The following is a 16,093-nucleotide window of genomic DNA, read 5'->3' as shown; positions in this document are numbered from 1 at the left end:
AAAATTCAACGGGCGCGGGCGCGCAGCACCTGCACGCCTTGCCGTTCAAACGCGGCGACATGGATGGCATCGGCGCCCGCTTCCAGCACCAGGTGCTGCAGCAGGCCGGTGGCCAGCACGCCGAACGGCGCAGCCGTGCCCAGCTTGTCGCTGGTCACGGCCACCACCACCGCCCGGCTGGCGCCGGCGATGCTGCGCTTGAATTCGGCCTCGTCATAGTTGTAGGCGGTGACGCCCGCCTCGGCGTCGGCGCCGCAGGCGCCGAGGAAGCATAGATCCGGGTGCATGCGCTCGACCGTGCGCAGCGCCTGCGGTCCCAGGCTGGCGCCGGCGCGCCGGTCGATCCGCCCGCCGGCCATGATCAGTTCGATCTCGGGCCGTTCCATCAGCGCCATGGCGATCGCCGGCGCATTCGTGATCACCGTCAATGCCAGCGGCGGCAGCGCGGTGGCGATCGCCAGGTTGGTCGAGCCGGCATCGAGAAACAGCACCTGGCCCGCGCGCACCAGCGACACGGCCGCCTGCGCCAGGCGCGCCTTGCTTTCGGGCGACTCGTGCTGGCGCTGGGTCAAGGTGCCGCCATCGGGCGCCAGCGGCAGGGCGCCGCCATATACGCGCTGGCACAGCCCGGCGGCGGCCATCTCGCGCAGGTCGCGCCGTATCGTGTCTTCCGACACATCGAGCTGGCGCGCCAGGTCCAGCGCCAGCACCCGGCCATCGGCTTGCAATTGTTGCTGGATCAGCGCGTGGCGCTGTTTGAGAAGCAGGTTGGCGGTCATGAGATTCTTAATCGTGCAGGAATGTGCATGAATATACGCAATCGTGCAAACAGAGTCAAGCCATTCCTGCTTGGCCGAACATCAAAATATTGTTATTAGGATATAAAAAATGTTACATTCCTGCTATTGCATGTCAGCGGGGGAGTGATGAAGACAAACAAGTTTTCCATGGCAGCCTTGCTGCGCATGACCGTGCGTCGTCACGGCCTGGGTTGCCTGGCAATGGTGGGAGTGGTCCTGCTCACGCATTATTGGCGGCACGGTACACTCGAGCTGGCCGACATGGGCCACGCTTTGCTCGCGCTGCTGACGTTTGCCGTCATCTCGCTATTGATTGAATACAACCGCATGGTCAACGGCAAGCAGGATTCCGCCCAGCGCTGAGGATGGCGGCCGAGGGGATATCAGGGCGCCGTCAGCCGCTCCAGCTCACCCAGCCAGTGCACCGCATAGTCACGGCTGTCGCCACACATTTCTAAAGATGGCTGCAGCCCGCCGCAAAATTCCGGCCGCTCGGGCTGGCCGAAGATGCGGCACCGGTTGTCATCGGCCAGCTGCACGCAGCGCACGCCGGCCGGTTTGCCATTCGGCATGCCGGGTATCGGGCTGGTGATCGAGGGGGCGGTGCAGCAGGCGCCGCAGGAAGGGCGGCATGCCAGGGAGGCGGAAGTCGGCATGGCGGTGGCGTGAAAAGCGAAAAGGGGCCGACAGTATAGCAAGCCCCCGCCGCTACAACTTGCGCAGACTTATTGCACCACGCTTATTGCACCACGCGCACGCGCGAGCCCGACAGGGTGCGTTTGGCCGGCTCGCCATGCACGGTGATGCGGCCCGAGCCGCTGGAGCGGGCGTTGACTTCATTGGTGGCGGTGGCATCGATATCGCCCGAGCCGTTGCTCGACAAATACGCAATCTCGCTGCGCAAGGGCGCCAGGTTGAGGTTGCCCGAGCCATTCACGTTGGCGTCCAGGCGCTGGACAAAACCGCTGGCGCTGATGCTGCCCGAACCATTGACGGCCACATTGACGCGCTCGCCGCGCAACTGGCCCAGGTGGATGCGGCCCGAGCCGTTCTGTACGGCATCGCTGTTGGCGCTGACCAGCCCGGCCGCATTGATGCTGCCGGAACCGTAGTTGGCCAGGTCCAGGCGGCCCACCTTGCCCGACAATTCACTTTTCATCGAGCCGTGCTGGACCAGGGTCAGGTCGTCGCCGTTGAAACCGCTGGCCACCAGGCGCCCGCCGCTGAGCATGCTGATCTTGTTCAGGCGCGGGGTGGTGTAGATGATGTGGATGTCGTTGCTGCGGCGCAGATTGGCGTCGCTCCAGATGCGCAGGGTGTTGCCGCTCACTTCGCTTTGTACCAGCGGCAGCACGTTGCTGTCCGCCTCGATCACCAGCGAGGCGACCGGGCCGACGCGCACGTCGATCCTGGCGTCGGCGCCGTTCAGGCTGCCGATATCGAGCACCGTCGCGTTGCTGATCGTGCGCGCATCACGGCTGAGCTGCTGGTTGCCTTCGACGGCCTTGCCGCCGGAATCCGTGCTGTAGCGCACGTCGCCATCGTTGGGGTTGATGACGATGGCGCAGCCGCCAACGGCGACGGCGCAGCACAGGGCCAGCAAAGCACGCATGATATTTCCTTTGATTGGTATCGTTGAATGAAAAAAGCCGGCGGCCGCGCTGCGGCTGCCGTGCTGTCGATAGCAAGATAGCAAAGTCCCCCTGTTGCCTGTGGCGCAATGCGATGAACTGCGCAAAACGGGGGCTGAACTGCGCTTACCAGTAGCCCAGCACCTTCCACCAGATGGTGCCCACCACCGCAAAGATCGCCAGTTCCACCAGGCACATGATCAGCCCCGTGCGCCACCAGTTGCCCATCGTTACATAGCCGCTGCCGAAGATGATGGGCGAGGTGCCGGTGGCGTAATGGGTCAGGGTCATCATGATGGCCGACCCCGCCGTCATCATCAGCATGAAGGGAATCAGGTACTGGGGCGGGATCAGCTGCGCGCCCACTGTCAGAAAGGCCAGCAGCATGGCGCTGATATGGGCCGTGGTGCTGGCAAAGAAATAGTGCGAAAACACGAATACCAGCACCAGCACGCTGGCCACCGGCAGCCAGTCCATGCCGCTGGCGACGATGGCGCCTTTCATGCCGGCTGAGAACCAGGCGATCACGCCGGTCTTGTTCAACTGCTCGGCCATCATCACCAGCGCGCCGAACCACACCAGCGTGTCCCACGCGCTTTTCTCGGACAGCACGTCGTCCCAATCGATGGTGCCGGTAATGATCAGCACGAACAGGCCGACAAAGGCGACCACCGTGGGGTCGAGCGTCAAGGCCGGGCCGAACAGCATGGCCGGCACATTCGCCCACAGCACCAGCAGCAGGCCGAAGGTGCCCAGCATGACTTTTTCGGCGGCCGACAGCGGGCCCATGGTGTTCAGTTCCGCCCTGGCATAGTCGACCGCGTCCGGCGTGGCCTTCAGTTCCGGCGGCGACAACAGATAGATCACCAGCGGCATCACCAGCAGGCACACCAGGCCCGGCAGCAGCATGCACAGCGCCCAGGTGGTCCAGCTCAGGTGAAAGTTCTGGTTGCTGACGCGCGCCACGTAATCGACCACCAATGGATTGGGCGCGGTGGCCGTCAAAAACATGGCCGAGGTAATCGGGTTGGCGTGGTAGTTGACCAGCGCCAAATAAGTGCCCACCTTGCGCTCGGTGCCCTTGGCCGGATCGGAGTCAAACGCGTTGGCGATCGACTTCATGATCGGATGCACGATGCCGCCGCCGCGCGCGGTGTTGCTGGGCGTAAACGGCGCCAGCACCAGTTCGCAGATCGCCAGGCCATAGCCGATGCCGATGGTGCGCTTGCCCAGCAGCGAGATGAACAGCAGGCCGATGCGGCTGCCCAGGCCCGTCTTTTTCAGGCCGCGTGAAATCAGGATGGCGACCACGATCAGCCAGATCAGCGGATTGGCAAAGCTGCTCAGCGCATCGGTGATGGCGCCCTTGGACGACGTGGAGGTAACTTGCGACAGCGAAACGATGACGATCGCCATCATGGCCATCACCCCGATCGGCATCACCTTCAAAATGATGGCGACGATGGTGGTGAGGAAAATCGCCACCAGCGCCCAGGCCTTGGCCGTGAGGCCATCGGGCGCGGGCAGCAGCAGCAGGGTCACCAGCACGATGGTGGAAATGATGGCCGGCCCCAGGCGGAACGGCACGGCTTCCTTGAAATGGCGCAGCAGTTCGCCGACAGTCTTGAACATCTTGATCCTTTCCGATCCCCGCCTGCCGGTGAAGGCATGCTTTAAGATAATATTGCAGACATCATAAGGCAATGCCGGCAAGGAAAAGAAAGCGATCTGGAGAGGATGGCCGCGAAGTCAATTTTTCATGAATATTCTGGCCGGGCGCCTGCTCAGAAACTGTGGCGCAGGCCCAGGTTCATGCCGCGGTTGCCGCTGCCCGATTCGCTGTTGTTGGCCACCGTGTAGCCGGCGCCGTTGCGGTTGCTGATCGCCGCATAGGCGCCGTACAGGCTGCTGCGTTTCGAGAGTGGATAGATATAGCCCACGCCCCAGGAGCGCGCATCCTGGTTGAAGCGGGTTTTATCATCCTTGCGCATGATGGAGGCGATCAGCGAGCCGCCGCCGACGGGCGCCGTGAAGCCGAGCAGGAGTTCATTGCCGTCGGTGGACGCGGTCGGGCGCACGCCGCCGTATGGGTTGTTGGCATTGCCCAAGGGGGCGCTGTTGAAACCCTTGTCGACGCCATAGGCGGCAAACAGCTTGACCACCTTGAAGTCGTAATTGGCCGCCAGCAAGGTGTTGCGGCCATTGCCGTTGCGCACCGCCACCACGCCCGGCGCCGTTTCCACGTCGCTGTTCTTGTTGTTGTAGGCCAGGCGCACCGTCAGCGGACCGCTGGCGTAGCCGAGCGAAGCACCGACCTGGCGGCCGGTGGCGCTGCTGGATTTCTCGCCGGCGCTGTAGGCCAGCTCGCCCGTAAAACCGTTGCTCACGGGACTCGTGTACAGCACGGTATTGCTGCTGCGCACATTCGCGCCCGAATCGGGAAACAGGTTTTTCGAGGTGCCCGCCAGGCCCGTGCCGAATGGGTCGGCCACGCTGGCCAGCGCCGTATGGTAGGGCGTGTACTGGCGCCCCAAGGTGACGCTGCCGGCCTTGCCTTTCAGGCCGACATAGGCCTGGCGGTTGAAGATGGTGCCGGCCGCGTCGACCTCGCCAGTGTCGATCTTGTAGCCTGTTTCCAGCAGGAAGATGGCCGACAGGCCGCCGCCCAGGTCTTCGCTGCCCTTGAAGCCGAGGCGCGAAGCCGAGGCGGCGCCGCTGTTGACCTTGTTGACGGTGCCGGCCGCGCCGCCGCTCTCGCGCGTGATGCCGGCGTCGGCAATGCCGTAGATCACGACATTGCTCTGGGCCAGTGCCTGGGTGCCGCAGGCGGCCGCGATGGCCGCCACGATGATGCTGCTCTTCATTTTTATTTTCCTTGTATTGGATAAGGCGGGTGTCTCAAGCCCATGGGGTGAAGATGGTATGACTGGCAGGTGTTCAGGCCTGCGTCAGGGCGCCGTCGCGCACGCGCCACAGCTGCAGCGGATTGTCGTCCTGCAGGGCGGCGGGCAGCAGCCAGGCCGGCAAGTCCTGGTAGCTGACGGGGCGCAGGAAACGGTCGATGGCGCTGGCGCCCACCGAGGTGCCGCGGCTGTCCGAGGTGGCCGGGAAGGGACCGCCATGCACCATCGCATGCGACACTTCCACGCCGGTCGGATAGCCGTTCACCAGGATGCGGCCGGCCTTGCGTTCGAGCACCGGCAGCAGGGCGCGCGCCTGTTCCTGGTCGTCCTGCTCCAGGAACAGCGTCGCCGTCAGCTGGCCGTCGAGGTATTCGGCGATCTGCCGGAACTGCGCCGCATCCTGGCATTTGACCAGCAGCGAGCTGGCGCCGAAGACCTCGTCTTCCAGGTCCGGATTGGCAAGAAAGGTGGCCGCGTCGGTGGCGAACAGGGCGGCCTGGCCGGCGCAGCTGGCGCTGCCCTGCTGGCCGCGCGCCAGCAGGGTCACGCCGGCATGCCGGCCCAGGCGCGCCACGCCATCATGGAAGGCGGCGTGGATGCCGGGCGTCAGCATGGTGCCGGCCGCCTTGCCCTCCAGGGCGGCGACGGCGGCGCTGCAAAAAGTGTCCAGGTCCGGCCCGTCGATGGCGATCACCAGGCCCGGATTGGTGCAGAACTGGCCGGCGCCCAGGGTCAATGAATCGACAAAGCCGGCGCCGATGCGCGCCGCGTGCCGCGCCAGCGCGTGCGGCAGCAGGAACACCGGATTGATGCTGCTCATCTCCGCATACACGGGGATCGGTTCGGCGCGCGCGGCGGCGCTGCGCACCAGCGCCAGGCCACCCTGGCGCGAGCCGGTGAAGCCGACCGCCTTGATGGCCGGATGCGTGACCAGCGCCTGGCCGATGGTGCGCCCATCGCCATGCAGCATGGAAAACACGCCTTCGGGCAAGCCGCAGGCGGCCACCGCGGCTTGCACCGCGCGCGCCACCAGTTCGGAGGTGCCGGGGTGGGCGCCGTGCGCCTTGACCACCACCGGGCAGCCGGCCGCCAGCGCCGAGGCGGTGTCGCCGCCGGCCACCGAAAACGCCAGTGGAAAATTGCTGGCGCCGAACACGGCCACCGGACCCAGGGCGATCTTGCGCAGGCGCAGGTCGGGACGCGGCGGGGTGCGCTGCGGCAAGGCCGAGTCCAGCGCCGTGGCCAGCCAGGCGCCATCGCGCACCACCTTGGCGAACAGGCGCAACTGGCCCACGGTGCGGCCGCGCTCGCCTTCCAGGCGTGCCTGCGGCAATCCCGATTCCTGCATCGCGCGTTCGATCAGGGCCGGACCAAGATCGAGCAGTTGGTCGGCGATGGCTTCCAGGAAGGCGGCGCGCGCTTCCAGGGTGGTGTCGCGGAAGGTGTCGAAAGCCTGTTCGGCCAGGGCGCAGGCGCGCTCGACATCGTCGATGGTGGCGCCGCCAAAGGCCGGTGCCAGCGGCTCGCCGCTGGCCGGATCGATGGCGAAAAAGGGCGTGGCGCTGCCGTGCACGGCGTGCCGGCCGATCAGCATGTCGCCGCGCACGGCGTCAGTTGAGGTATTGGTCAAGCGTATCTCCTTGCGTTGCATGCAAGCCGGCGCGCGGTGACGTGGATCAGCGCGCGCCGGCAAAGTGGGCGGTAAGGCTGGCGCCGCTTTATTGCGGGCCGAGCTTGGCGATCAGCGCGCCCAGTTCCTCGCATTCCTGCGGGTTCAGGTCGATCAGCGGCGTGCGTACCGGACCGGCCGTGTGGCCGACCAGGGTGGCGCCGGCCTTGACGATGCTGACGGCATAGCCGGCCTTTTTATTGCGGATGTCCAGGTAGGGCAGGAAGAACTGGTCGATCAGGCGTTCGGTGGTGGCAAAGTCGTCGGTGCGCACCGCTTCGTAGAATTCGATCGCCGTCTTCGGGATGAAGTTGAATACGGCCGAGGAATACACGGGCACGCCCAAGGCCTTGTAGGCCGAGGCATACACTTCGGCCGTCGGCAGGCCGCCCAGGTAAGTGAAACGGTCGCCCAGTTTGCGGCGGATGGTGACCATGTTTTCGATTTCGCCGACGCCGTCCTTGAAGCCGATCAGGTTCGGGCAGCGCTCGGCCAGCAGCAGCAGCGATTGCGCGTTGAGCTTGCAGACATTGCGGTTGTACACCACCACGCCGAATTTTACCGACTTGCACACCGCCTCCACGTGCGCCACCAGGCCATCCTGGCTCGCTTCGGTCAGGTAGTGCGGCATCAGCAAGATGCCGTGCGCGCCCAGGCGCTCGGCTTCCTGGGCATAGGCGATCGCGGTGCGGGTCGGGCCGCCGGCGCCGGCCAGTACCGGCACCTTGCCGCGGCAGGTTTCCACCGCGATCTTGACGACCTGGGTGTAGTCCTCGGGTGTCAGCGAAAAGAATTCGCCGGTGCCGCCAGCGACGAACAGGGCGGTGGCGCCGTAGGGGGCCAGCCAGTCCAGGCGGTCGGCATAGGCGCCGGGCACGAAGTCGCCTTGCGCGTCGAAGTCGGTGATCGGGAACGACAGCAGGCCGGACGAGAGGATCTGTTTCAGGTCTTGCGGAGTAAACATGGTGAAGGCGCCTATAAAAAGAGGAAGGGAAGCGATGACGTTGCACACCGAACGCCTCACTGTTGTAAGACATCGTACAACATGAATTTGCGAAGCGCAAGCATGACGGCGATAAAAAAACAGCGCCGGCAACTGCGGGCGCTGTTTTTGGCGAAGAACGGCAGGGTTTACTGGGCCGCTTCGATCGCTTCCTGAGCGCGGCGCAGGCGCTCGCGGCTGTTGCTCAGGTGGGTGCGCATGGCGGCGCGCGCCGATTCCGGGTCCTGGCGCGCGATGGCGTTGAAGATGTCTTCGTGTTCGCGCTGCACCCGTTCCATGTAGATGGCCGGATCGTCCTGCGCCAGCTTGGCCGAATTGAGGCGCGCGCGCGGGATGATATTTGTGCCCAGGTGGCTGAGGATATCGTGGAAATAACGGTTGCCCGACGCCAGCGCGATGGCCAGATGGAACTGCACGTCGGCCGCCACCGTCTCGTCGCCCCCCTGCGGCAGCGACTGGAAATGGTCGAGCGCCGCGCGCAGTTGCTGCAGCTGCGCTTCGCTGCGCCGGCTGGCGGCCAGGCCGGCTGATTCGGTTTCCAGGCTGATGCGCAATTCCAGGATCGCCAGCACGTCGCGCATGGTGATCACGGTGCCCGGATCGATGCCCAGGCTGGGTGCTGGCGCGGGCGCCAGCACGAAGGTGCCGATGCCGTGCCGCGTCTGCACCATGCCGGCCGCCTGCATATGCGAGATGGCTTCGCGCACCACCGTGCGGCTGACGCCGTGCAGGCGCATGATTTCCGATTCGGTCGGCAGTTTTTCGCCGGGGTTCAGGCTGCCCTGGCGGATGCTGTCGGCAATATGGGCCACGACGCCCTGTGCCAGGTTGCGGTGTTTCCTGGGCGGTGGCGCGGCGATGGTGGGAGAATTCATGGACCTGGCCTGCTAAAAAAAAGGGTAAAAAACGCGATTGCTATTTCCGTATGCCGTGATTATACTACGACGTCGGTTGTCTGACGACTGATGACAAAACGGCCGACACCCTACATGACTGCAAAACAAGAAACCGATACGGCGCTTCCCCGCCGGTCCAGGTTCGTGCAGCGCCCTTAGCGATCCATCTGGAGACAATAGTGAAAACACAGCCATCCATACAGCCTGGCGCCGCCAGTGCCAAGGCCACCCGCGTGCGGTGGGGCATCCTGGCCATCCTGTTCATCGTGACCACCATCAATTACGCCGACCGCGCCACCATATCGATCGCCGGGCCGGAGCTGAAAAAGCTGCTCGGCCTGTCGCCGGTGGAAATGGGCTTCATCTTTTCCGCCTTTGCCTGGTCCTACGTGCTGGCGCAGCTGCCGGGCGGCTGGCTGCTCGACCGCTTCGGCTCCAAGATCACCTACTTTTTCAGCATCTTCCTGTGGTCGGTATTTACCCTGATGATGGGCTGGGTGGGCTTCTTCACGGGCGGCACGGCAGTGGCCATGCTGATCGGGCTGCGATTGCTGGTCGGCGCGGCCGAAGCGCCTTCGTTTCCCGGCAACAGCCGCATCACCTCGGCCTGGTTCCCCACCGCCGAGCGCGGCAAGGCCGCCGCCATCTTCAACTCGGCGCAGTATTTCGCCACCGTGCTGTTCGCCCCCATCATGGGCTGGCTGGTGCATAGCTATGGCTGGCAAAGCGTGTTCTATGTGATGGGCCTGCTCGGCATCGCGATGGCCTTTATCTGGCGCAAGACCATCTACAGCCCGAAAGACCATCCGCGCATCAACGCCGCCGAACTGGCCTATATCGAAGCGGGCGGCGGCCTGGTCGACCTCGACAGCGGCGTGAAAAGTGCCGCGCCGAAAATCAACACCCTGGCCTGCATCAAGGAACTCTTGAGCAGCCGCATGTTGCTGGGCATTTATATCGGCCAGTACTGCATCAACACGCTCACGTATTTCTTCCTGACCTGGTTCCCGGTCTATCTGGTGACCGAACGCCACATGACGATCTTGAAGGCGGGCTTTATCGCCGCCTTGCCGGCCGTCGCCGGTTTCCTCGGCGGCGTGCTGGGCGGCGTGATTTCCGACCGCATGATCAAGGCCGGCTATTCGCTGTCGGTGGCGCGCAAGACGCCGATCGTCGGCGGCATGCTGCTGGCGATGAGCATGATCTTCTGTAATTATGTGTCGGCCGACTGGCTGGTGGTGGCGATCATGGCGGTGGCCTTCTTCGGCAAGGGCATCGGCGCGCTGGGCTGGGCCGTGGTGTCCGATACCTCGCCCAAGGAAGCGGGCGGCCTCAGCGGTGGCTTGTTCAATACCTTCGGCAATACGGCCGGCATTACCACGCCGATCGTGATTGGCTTTATCCTGCAGGCAACCGGCTCGTTTGCCGGCGCGCTGGTCTTCGTCGGCGCCAATGCGGCGGTGGCCATCCTGTGCTACCTGTTCATGGTGGGCGATATCAAGCGTTTTGAATTCAAGAAATCCGTGCCGCAATCGAACGCCGTGCCGGCGCCTGGCGGTGCGGCGGCCAGCAGCAAGGCGGGCGCATGATGAACGACATTACTTTGCAGGAGTTGGCGGTGAAACCTTTATATATCCGCATGCATGACAACGACAACGTGGCGATCGTCGTCAATGACGGCGGCTTGCCCGCCGGCACCGAGTTTCCGGGCGAGTTCATCTTGCAGGACCGCGTGCCGCAAGGCCACAAGATCGCCCTGTGCGACCTGCGGGAAGGCGACGCCATCGTGCGCTACGACGTCGTGATCGGCTACGCCGTGCGCGACATCGCCCAGGGCAGCTGGATCGAAGAATCCTTGGTGCGCATGGCGCCGGCGCGCGAGCTGCACGGCCTGCCGATCGCCACCCGCAAGGCGCCGGAGCAGGCGCCGCTGGAGGGCTATACCTTCCAGGGCTACCGCAATGCCGACGGCAGCGTGGCCACGCGCAATATCCTGGCCATTACCACCACCGTGCAGTGCGTCTCGGGCGTGGTCGAACACGCCGTCAAGCGCATCAAGGAAGAATTGCTGCCGCTGTACCCGAACGTCGACGACGTGGTGGGACTGGAACATATCTATGGCTGCGGCGTGGCCATCGATGCGCCGAATGCCGATATTCCGATCCGCACCCTGCGCAATATCAGTCTCAATCCCAATTTTGGCGGCCAGTCGATGGTGGTCAGTCTGGGCTGTGAAAAACTGCAGCCGCAGCGCCTGATGCCGGAAAGCGCGATCCAGGTGCGCAACGGCGCCTATATCGTCACCTTGCAGGATGAAGCCCACGTCGGTTTCGAGTCCATGGTGCAGTCCATCATGGACATGGCCACCCTGCGCCTGATCGCGCTGAACCTGCGCACCCGCGTCACCTGCAGCGCGGCCGACCTGGTGGTCGGCGTGCAGTGCGGCGGCAGCGATGCGTTTTCGGGCGTGACGGCCAACCCGGCGGTCGGCTACGCCACCGACCTGCTGGTGCGCGCCGGCGCCACCGTGATGTTCTCGGAAACCACCGAAGTGCGCGACGGCATCGATCAATTGACCGCGCGCGCCATCAATGAAGAGGTGGCAAATGGCATGATCCGCGAGATGGCCTGGTATGACGACTACCTGCAAAAAGGCGGCGTCGACCGCAGCGCCAATACCACGCCCGGCAACAAGAAGGGCGGCCTGGCCAATATCACGGAAAAAGCCATGGGCTCGATCGTCAAGTCGGGCAGCAGCGCCATCTCCGGCGTGCTGTCGCCGGGCGACAAGCTGACGCAAAAAGGCCTGATCTATGCGGCCACGCCGGCCAGCGATTTTATCTGCGGCACCCTGCAACTGGCGGCCGGCATGAACCTGCACATCTTCACCACCGGCCGCGGCACGCCATATGGCCTGGCCGCCGTGCCGGTGATCAAGGTCGCCACGCGCGACGACCTGGCGCGCCGCTGGCACGACCTGATGGATGTCAACGCGGGCCGCATCGCCACCGGCGAAGCCACCATCGCCGACATCGGCTGGGAACTGTTCCATCTGATGCTGGAAGTGGCCAGCGGCAAGAAAACCTGGGCCGAACACTGGAAGCTGCACAATGCGCTGGCGCTGTTCAACCCGGCGCCGGTGACCTGATCCACCTGTTCAGAACATGGGATTGCCGCTGGCGGTCTTTTCCGGGATCGCCTGCGTCACATCCCAGTGTTCGACAATCTTGCCGTTTTCCAGTTTGAAAATATCGACGATGGCGTTGCCGCGCGTGCCAGGCTCGCGCACTGCATGCACATGCAGGATCACATGGTCGCCATCGACAAAGCTGCGCACGATCTCGCTGTGCGACTGCGGATACTTGTCGCGCAAAAAGGCGATGAACTGCTTGAAACCTTCCGGCCCATCGGCCGCATTCGGGTTGTGCTGCACATAGCGATTGCCGACATACTTCAAGGCGGCATCGGCATCCTTGCGGTTCAGCCCGGCTTCGTAAAACCGCAGCACCACCTGGCGATTGGCTTCCTGTTGCGCGGGCAACGGGCTGGCCGTGCTGGCGCAGGCGCTCAGCAATATCGCCGGGAGCACGGCGGCGAGCAGGAAAAATGGGCGCATGATGTATTCCTCTTTCAATGAGTGGTTCGCTTGCAGAGCATATCCCAGCTTGCCTGTCAGAAAAACTGCCCAATGGCATGGGAGCCGGGGCGCGATGCCGACATTCCGTCTTGACCTTGCTTGTATACAAGTCTAAGATTAATGACTCAAAAGTAAGTTACCGGAATCGCATATGGAAGTCCCGATGGATAGCAAGCCGCGCTGGGAGCGGCGCAAGGATGCGCGGCCGCAGGAATTGCTGGCCGCCGCGCTCGATCTGTTTGTCGAGCGGGGCTTTGCCTCGACCCGGCTGGAAGACGTGGCCAAGCGGGCTGGCGTGTCGAAAGGCACCTTGTACCTGTACTTTGAAAACAAGCAGGAGCTGTTCAAGGCGGTGGTGCGCGACAATATCGTGCACTCGATCGGCGAGGCGGAAGAGAGCATGGCCGCGTCGGACGCCAGCAGCGGCGAGCTGTTGCGCAGCCTGATGATGCAGTGGTGGGAAGAGTTCGGCGCCACCAAGCTGGCCGGGCTGACCAAGCTGATGATGGCGGAAACCAACAATTTTCCCGAACTGGCGCAGTTTTACAACGAAGAAGTGGTGCAGCGCGGCAATGCCCTGATTGCCAGCCTGGTCGAGCGCGGCATGCGGCGCGGCGAGTTCCGCCAGGTCGATCCGGTGCTGGTCAGCGCCATCTTGTGCGCGCCGATGACCATGCTGATGATGTGGACCCATTCCTTCCTGCCGTGCGACGTGAATGACATCGATCCCATCGCCTACCTCAATACCTTTATCGACATGAGCCTGCGCGGCTTGCAGGTAACATTGCCCGTGGGCGCTTGAGCCACGGGCAATGTTACCGTTCAGTTAGGCCTTTGCCAGCTTCACCCCCTCAAATCTGCAGATCGTCGCAAATTTCCTCCAACGCCCCTCTTTATGGTTAACATGTGCTTTCAGCCAGTTCAACGATAAAATGGCGGATTATTACTTCACTTACCGAGTCCAAAGATGAATATCGAACAAGCCCGCTTCAATATGATCGAACAGCAAATCCGTCCCTGGGACGTATTGGATATCGACGTGCTGGAGCTGTTGAACGTGGTCAAGCGTGAAGATTTTGTTCCGGCTGCCTACAAGAACCTGGCCTTTATCGATACCGAAATTCCATTGGGCGGTGGCGAAAGCATGTTCACGCCCAAGCTCGAAGCGCGCATCTTGCAGGAAGTTGCCGTTAAAAAGCACGAAAATGTCCTGGAAATCGGTACCGGCAGTGGCTATATGGCGGCCTTGCTGGCGCACAAGGCGCGTCATGTGCTGAGCGTGGAAATCCAGCCGCAAGTCAAGGCGCAGGCCGAAAAGACCCTGGCCGCGAATGGCGTGACCAATGTCACCGTGACCCTGGGCGATGGCGCGCAGGGCTGGAGCACGGGCGCGCCGTACGATGTGATCGTCATTTCCGGCGCCCTGGCGGTGCTGCCTGAGGCGATTTTGCAACAGGTCAAGGTGGGCGGCCGCATCCTGGCCATCATCGGTGAAGCCCCGATCATGTCGGCGCACCTGATCACGCGCACTTCGGACAAGGCCTACGACACGCGCAAGGTATTTGAAACCAGCGTGGCGCCGCTGCAAGCCGTGCCGCCGTCGCACTTCCAGTTCTGACGCGGCGAGGATGCAATGGAGATCTTGAGCGCACCGCAGCTGGCCGCCTGGCTGGCTGACCCTGCCCGTCCGCGGCCCCTCCTGCTCGACGTGCGCGAGCCGTGGGAATTTGACCTGTGCCGGCTGGACGACGCCACCCTGATGCCGATGAACTCGATCCCGGCGCGCATCGACGACCTCGATGAAGAAGCCGAGATCGTCTGCATCTGCCATCACGGCGCGCGCAGCATGCAGGTAGCGGCCTTTTTGGAACGTAATGGGTTTGGCAAGGTCAGTAATCTGACGGGCGGCATGCACGCCTGGGCGTTGCAGGTCGACGCCAGCATGGCAAAATATTAAGTAATTTCTTGTAGACGCAATCCCGGGCCTGTGCAGTGCGCAGGCCCGAGGAGACCTGCACCCGTCTTATCCGGAGGGGCCGCAGGCAGCACCCGATTCTTGTATCCATCAACTTTTGACGACTCCCACGGAGAAATGCAATGCGGAAACCCCTTATCGCCGTACTGATGACCAGCGCCTTTGTCTCGATGACATGCTCGCTGCAAGCACAGGCGGCCGATCTCATCCAGGTCTACCAGCAGGCGCTGGCCAATGACGCGCAGTATGCCAGCGCGCGCGCGGCCCTGTCGGCCGGGATGGAAAGGGTGCCGCAGGGCCTGGCCGGTTTGCTGCCGCAGGTGTCCGCCTCGGGCAGCAATACGCGTGGCGACAACGAGCTGATCACGCAAAACCAGGGTGGCAACAAGATCACCTCGCCATCGGTTAACGTGCGCACCAACAGCTATAACCTGACCCTGGCCCAGCCGCTGTTCCGTTGGGACCGCTGGGAAACCTATCAGCAAAGCAAGCTGGCGCAGGCGATTGCCGAAGCCCAGTTCGCGCAGGTGCAGCAAGACCTGATCACGCGCGTGGCGCAGGCGTATTTCGATGTGCTGAGCGCGCAGGACAACCTGGGTGCGACGCAGTCGCAAAAAGCGGCGACCACCGAGCAGCTGGCGTCGGCCAAGCGCAATTTCGAGGTCGGCACGCAGACCATTACCGACACGCATGAAGCGCAGGCGGCGTATGACTTGGTGGTGGCGCAGGAGTTTGCCGCCATCAATGACCTGGCCAACAAGCGCAGCGCCTTGCAAACGATTATCGGCGAAGCGCCGGCGAATTTGTCGACCATGCGCACCGGCGTGGTCCTCAGCGCGCCGCAGCCGGCCACCATCGAACCGTGGGTCAGCTCGGCCGAAGAGCAGAACTTCGGCGTCGTCACGGCCCAGTTCAACGTGGAGTCGGCCAAGCGCGACATCGGCCGCAACCGCGCCGGCCACTACCCGACCTTGGACCTGATCGCCAATGCCGGCCATACCTATTCCTCGGGTGGCGGTACGGGCAGCGGCAACAACAACAACGCCATCGGCGTGCAGTGGAGCATCCCGATTTTCAGCGGCTTTGCCGTCACCAGCAAGGTGCGCGAATCGATCGCGCTGGAAAACAAGGCCCGCAACGACCTGGAAACGGCGCGCCGTTCGGCCTCGCAAAATGCGCGCCAGGCTTTCCTGGGTGTCAACAGCGGCATGGCGCAAGTGAAGGCGCTGGAGGCGGCGGAAGTGTCGAGCAAGTCGGCGCTGGAATCGAACCAGCTCGGTTACCAGGTGGGCGTGCGCATCAATATCGACGTCTTGAATGCGCAGAAACAACTGTTTTCGACACAGAAAGACCTGTCGAAAGCGCGCTACGACACCATCATGAACGGCCTGCGCTTGAAGGCGGCCGCCGGCACCCTGAAGGAAACCGACCTGTTGCCTGTCAACGCCTTGCTCGACCGTTAAGCGGTTCTTGCGATCACAAAAAAACCAGCGCCTGCGCTGGTTTTTTTCTAGGTCAGCACATTTAGCTCATCGCACAGTTTCTCCAGTCCCGCCAGATAGTGGGCGGGATCCTTGCG

16 protein-coding genes are annotated in these 16,093 nt (G+C 63.4%); 7 read left to right on the top strand and 9 right to left on the bottom strand.

Going from position 1 to position 16,093, the window contains the following annotated elements:
- Positions 1 to 5: 5 nt before the first annotated feature.
- Positions 6 to 779 (bottom strand): DeoR/GlpR family DNA-binding transcription regulator, encoded by a 774-nt coding sequence (locus ACP7B7_RS26770; protein WP_426078715.1) that lies wholly within the window; start codon positions 777 to 779, stop codon positions 6 to 8.
- A 168-nt stretch (positions 780 to 947) separates the two neighbouring features.
- On the opposite strand from ACP7B7_RS26770, the gene ACP7B7_RS26765 reads away from it, so the two are divergent.
- Positions 948 to 1,163, top strand: a complete 216-nt coding sequence (locus tag ACP7B7_RS26765; protein ID WP_426078714.1) for a hypothetical protein — start codon at positions 948 to 950, stop codon at positions 1,161 to 1,163.
- A 20-nt stretch (positions 1,164 to 1,183) separates the two neighbouring features.
- Here ACP7B7_RS26765 and ACP7B7_RS26760 read toward each other — a convergent pair whose 3' ends face one another.
- The 7 genes from ACP7B7_RS26760 to ACP7B7_RS26730 all read right to left on the bottom strand — a co-directional run bounded on the left by ACP7B7_RS26760 (position 1,184) and on the right by ACP7B7_RS26730 (position 8,881).
- Positions 1,184 to 1,381, bottom strand: a complete 198-nt coding sequence (locus tag ACP7B7_RS26760; RefSeq protein WP_426078737.1) for a Fe-S-cluster oxidoreductase — start codon at positions 1,379 to 1,381, stop codon at positions 1,184 to 1,186.
- A 158-nt stretch (positions 1,382 to 1,539) separates the two neighbouring features.
- Entirely contained in the window at positions 1,540 to 2,412 is an 873-nt protein-coding gene (locus ACP7B7_RS26755) for a head GIN domain-containing protein (protein ID WP_426078713.1), read from the bottom strand.
- A gap of 145 nt (positions 2,413 to 2,557) precedes the next feature.
- The gene (locus ACP7B7_RS26750; protein WP_426078712.1) at positions 2,558 to 4,063 is read right to left on the bottom strand and encodes a DASS family sodium-coupled anion symporter; all 1,506 of its coding nucleotides are present in this window, start codon (positions 4,061 to 4,063) and stop codon (positions 2,558 to 2,560) included.
- A gap of 152 nt (positions 4,064 to 4,215) precedes the next feature.
- Positions 4,216 to 5,295: a porin gene (locus ACP7B7_RS26745; protein ID WP_426078711.1), complete on the bottom strand. Its 1,080-nt coding sequence runs from the start codon at positions 5,293 to 5,295 to the stop codon at positions 4,216 to 4,218.
- Positions 5,296 to 5,368: 73 nt separating this feature from the next.
- Complete coding sequence (locus ACP7B7_RS26740) at positions 5,369 to 6,928, bottom strand: aldehyde dehydrogenase (NADP(+)) (protein WP_426078736.1); 1,560 nt, start codon at positions 6,926 to 6,928, stop codon at positions 5,369 to 5,371.
- Between the two features lie 124 nt (positions 6,929 to 7,052).
- Positions 7,053 to 7,967 (bottom strand): 5-dehydro-4-deoxyglucarate dehydratase, encoded by a 915-nt coding sequence (gene kdgD / locus ACP7B7_RS26735; RefSeq protein WP_426078710.1) that lies wholly within the window; start codon positions 7,965 to 7,967, stop codon positions 7,053 to 7,055.
- 167 nt (positions 7,968 to 8,134) lie between these two features.
- A complete protein-coding gene (locus ACP7B7_RS26730) occupies positions 8,135 to 8,881 on the bottom strand; it encodes a FadR/GntR family transcriptional regulator (RefSeq protein WP_426078709.1) in 747 nt (248 codons plus the stop codon).
- Positions 8,882 to 9,081: 200 nt separating this feature from the next.
- Here ACP7B7_RS26730 and ACP7B7_RS26725 point away from each other — a divergent pair, with 200 nt between their 5' ends.
- Complete coding sequence (locus ACP7B7_RS26725; RefSeq protein ID WP_308924152.1) at positions 9,082 to 10,491, top strand: MFS transporter; 1,410 nt, start codon at positions 9,082 to 9,084, stop codon at positions 10,489 to 10,491.
- The gene (gene garD / locus ACP7B7_RS26720) at positions 10,488 to 12,050 is read left to right on the top strand and encodes a galactarate dehydratase (RefSeq protein WP_426078708.1); all 1,563 of its coding nucleotides are present in this window, start codon (positions 10,488 to 10,490) and stop codon (positions 12,048 to 12,050) included. The genes ACP7B7_RS26725 and garD overlap by 4 nt, the downstream gene beginning before the upstream one ends.
- A gap of 9 nt (positions 12,051 to 12,059) precedes the next feature.
- Here garD and ACP7B7_RS26715 read toward each other — a convergent pair whose 3' ends face one another.
- On the bottom strand, positions 12,060 to 12,518 hold the full coding sequence (locus ACP7B7_RS26715; RefSeq protein ID WP_308924153.1) for a nuclear transport factor 2 family protein: 459 nt from the start codon (positions 12,516 to 12,518) through the stop codon (positions 12,060 to 12,062).
- A gap of 172 nt (positions 12,519 to 12,690) precedes the next feature.
- Here ACP7B7_RS26715 and ACP7B7_RS26710 point away from each other — a divergent pair, with 172 nt between their 5' ends.
- From ACP7B7_RS26710 to ACP7B7_RS26695, 4 genes are all read left to right on the top strand, one after another.
- A complete protein-coding gene (locus tag ACP7B7_RS26710; protein ID WP_426078707.1) occupies positions 12,691 to 13,341 on the top strand; it encodes a TetR/AcrR family transcriptional regulator in 651 nt (216 codons plus the stop codon).
- A 165-nt stretch (positions 13,342 to 13,506) separates the two neighbouring features.
- Complete coding sequence (locus ACP7B7_RS26705; RefSeq protein WP_308924155.1) at positions 13,507 to 14,157, top strand: protein-L-isoaspartate O-methyltransferase family protein; 651 nt, start codon at positions 13,507 to 13,509, stop codon at positions 14,155 to 14,157.
- A gap of 15 nt (positions 14,158 to 14,172) precedes the next feature.
- Positions 14,173 to 14,496 (top strand): rhodanese-like domain-containing protein, encoded by a 324-nt coding sequence (locus ACP7B7_RS26700; RefSeq protein WP_426078706.1) that lies wholly within the window; start codon positions 14,173 to 14,175, stop codon positions 14,494 to 14,496.
- A gap of 140 nt (positions 14,497 to 14,636) precedes the next feature.
- A complete protein-coding gene (locus ACP7B7_RS26695; RefSeq protein ID WP_308924157.1) occupies positions 14,637 to 15,977 on the top strand; it encodes a TolC family outer membrane protein in 1,341 nt (446 codons plus the stop codon).
- Positions 15,978 to 16,093 lie beyond the last annotated feature (116 nt).

Source organism: Janthinobacterium sp. PSPC3-1 (genome assembly GCF_049896105.1).
GTDB lineage: Bacteria > Pseudomonadota > Gammaproteobacteria > Burkholderiales > Burkholderiaceae_D > Janthinobacterium.
This window is presented reverse-complemented; position numbering and strand designations above follow the sequence as displayed.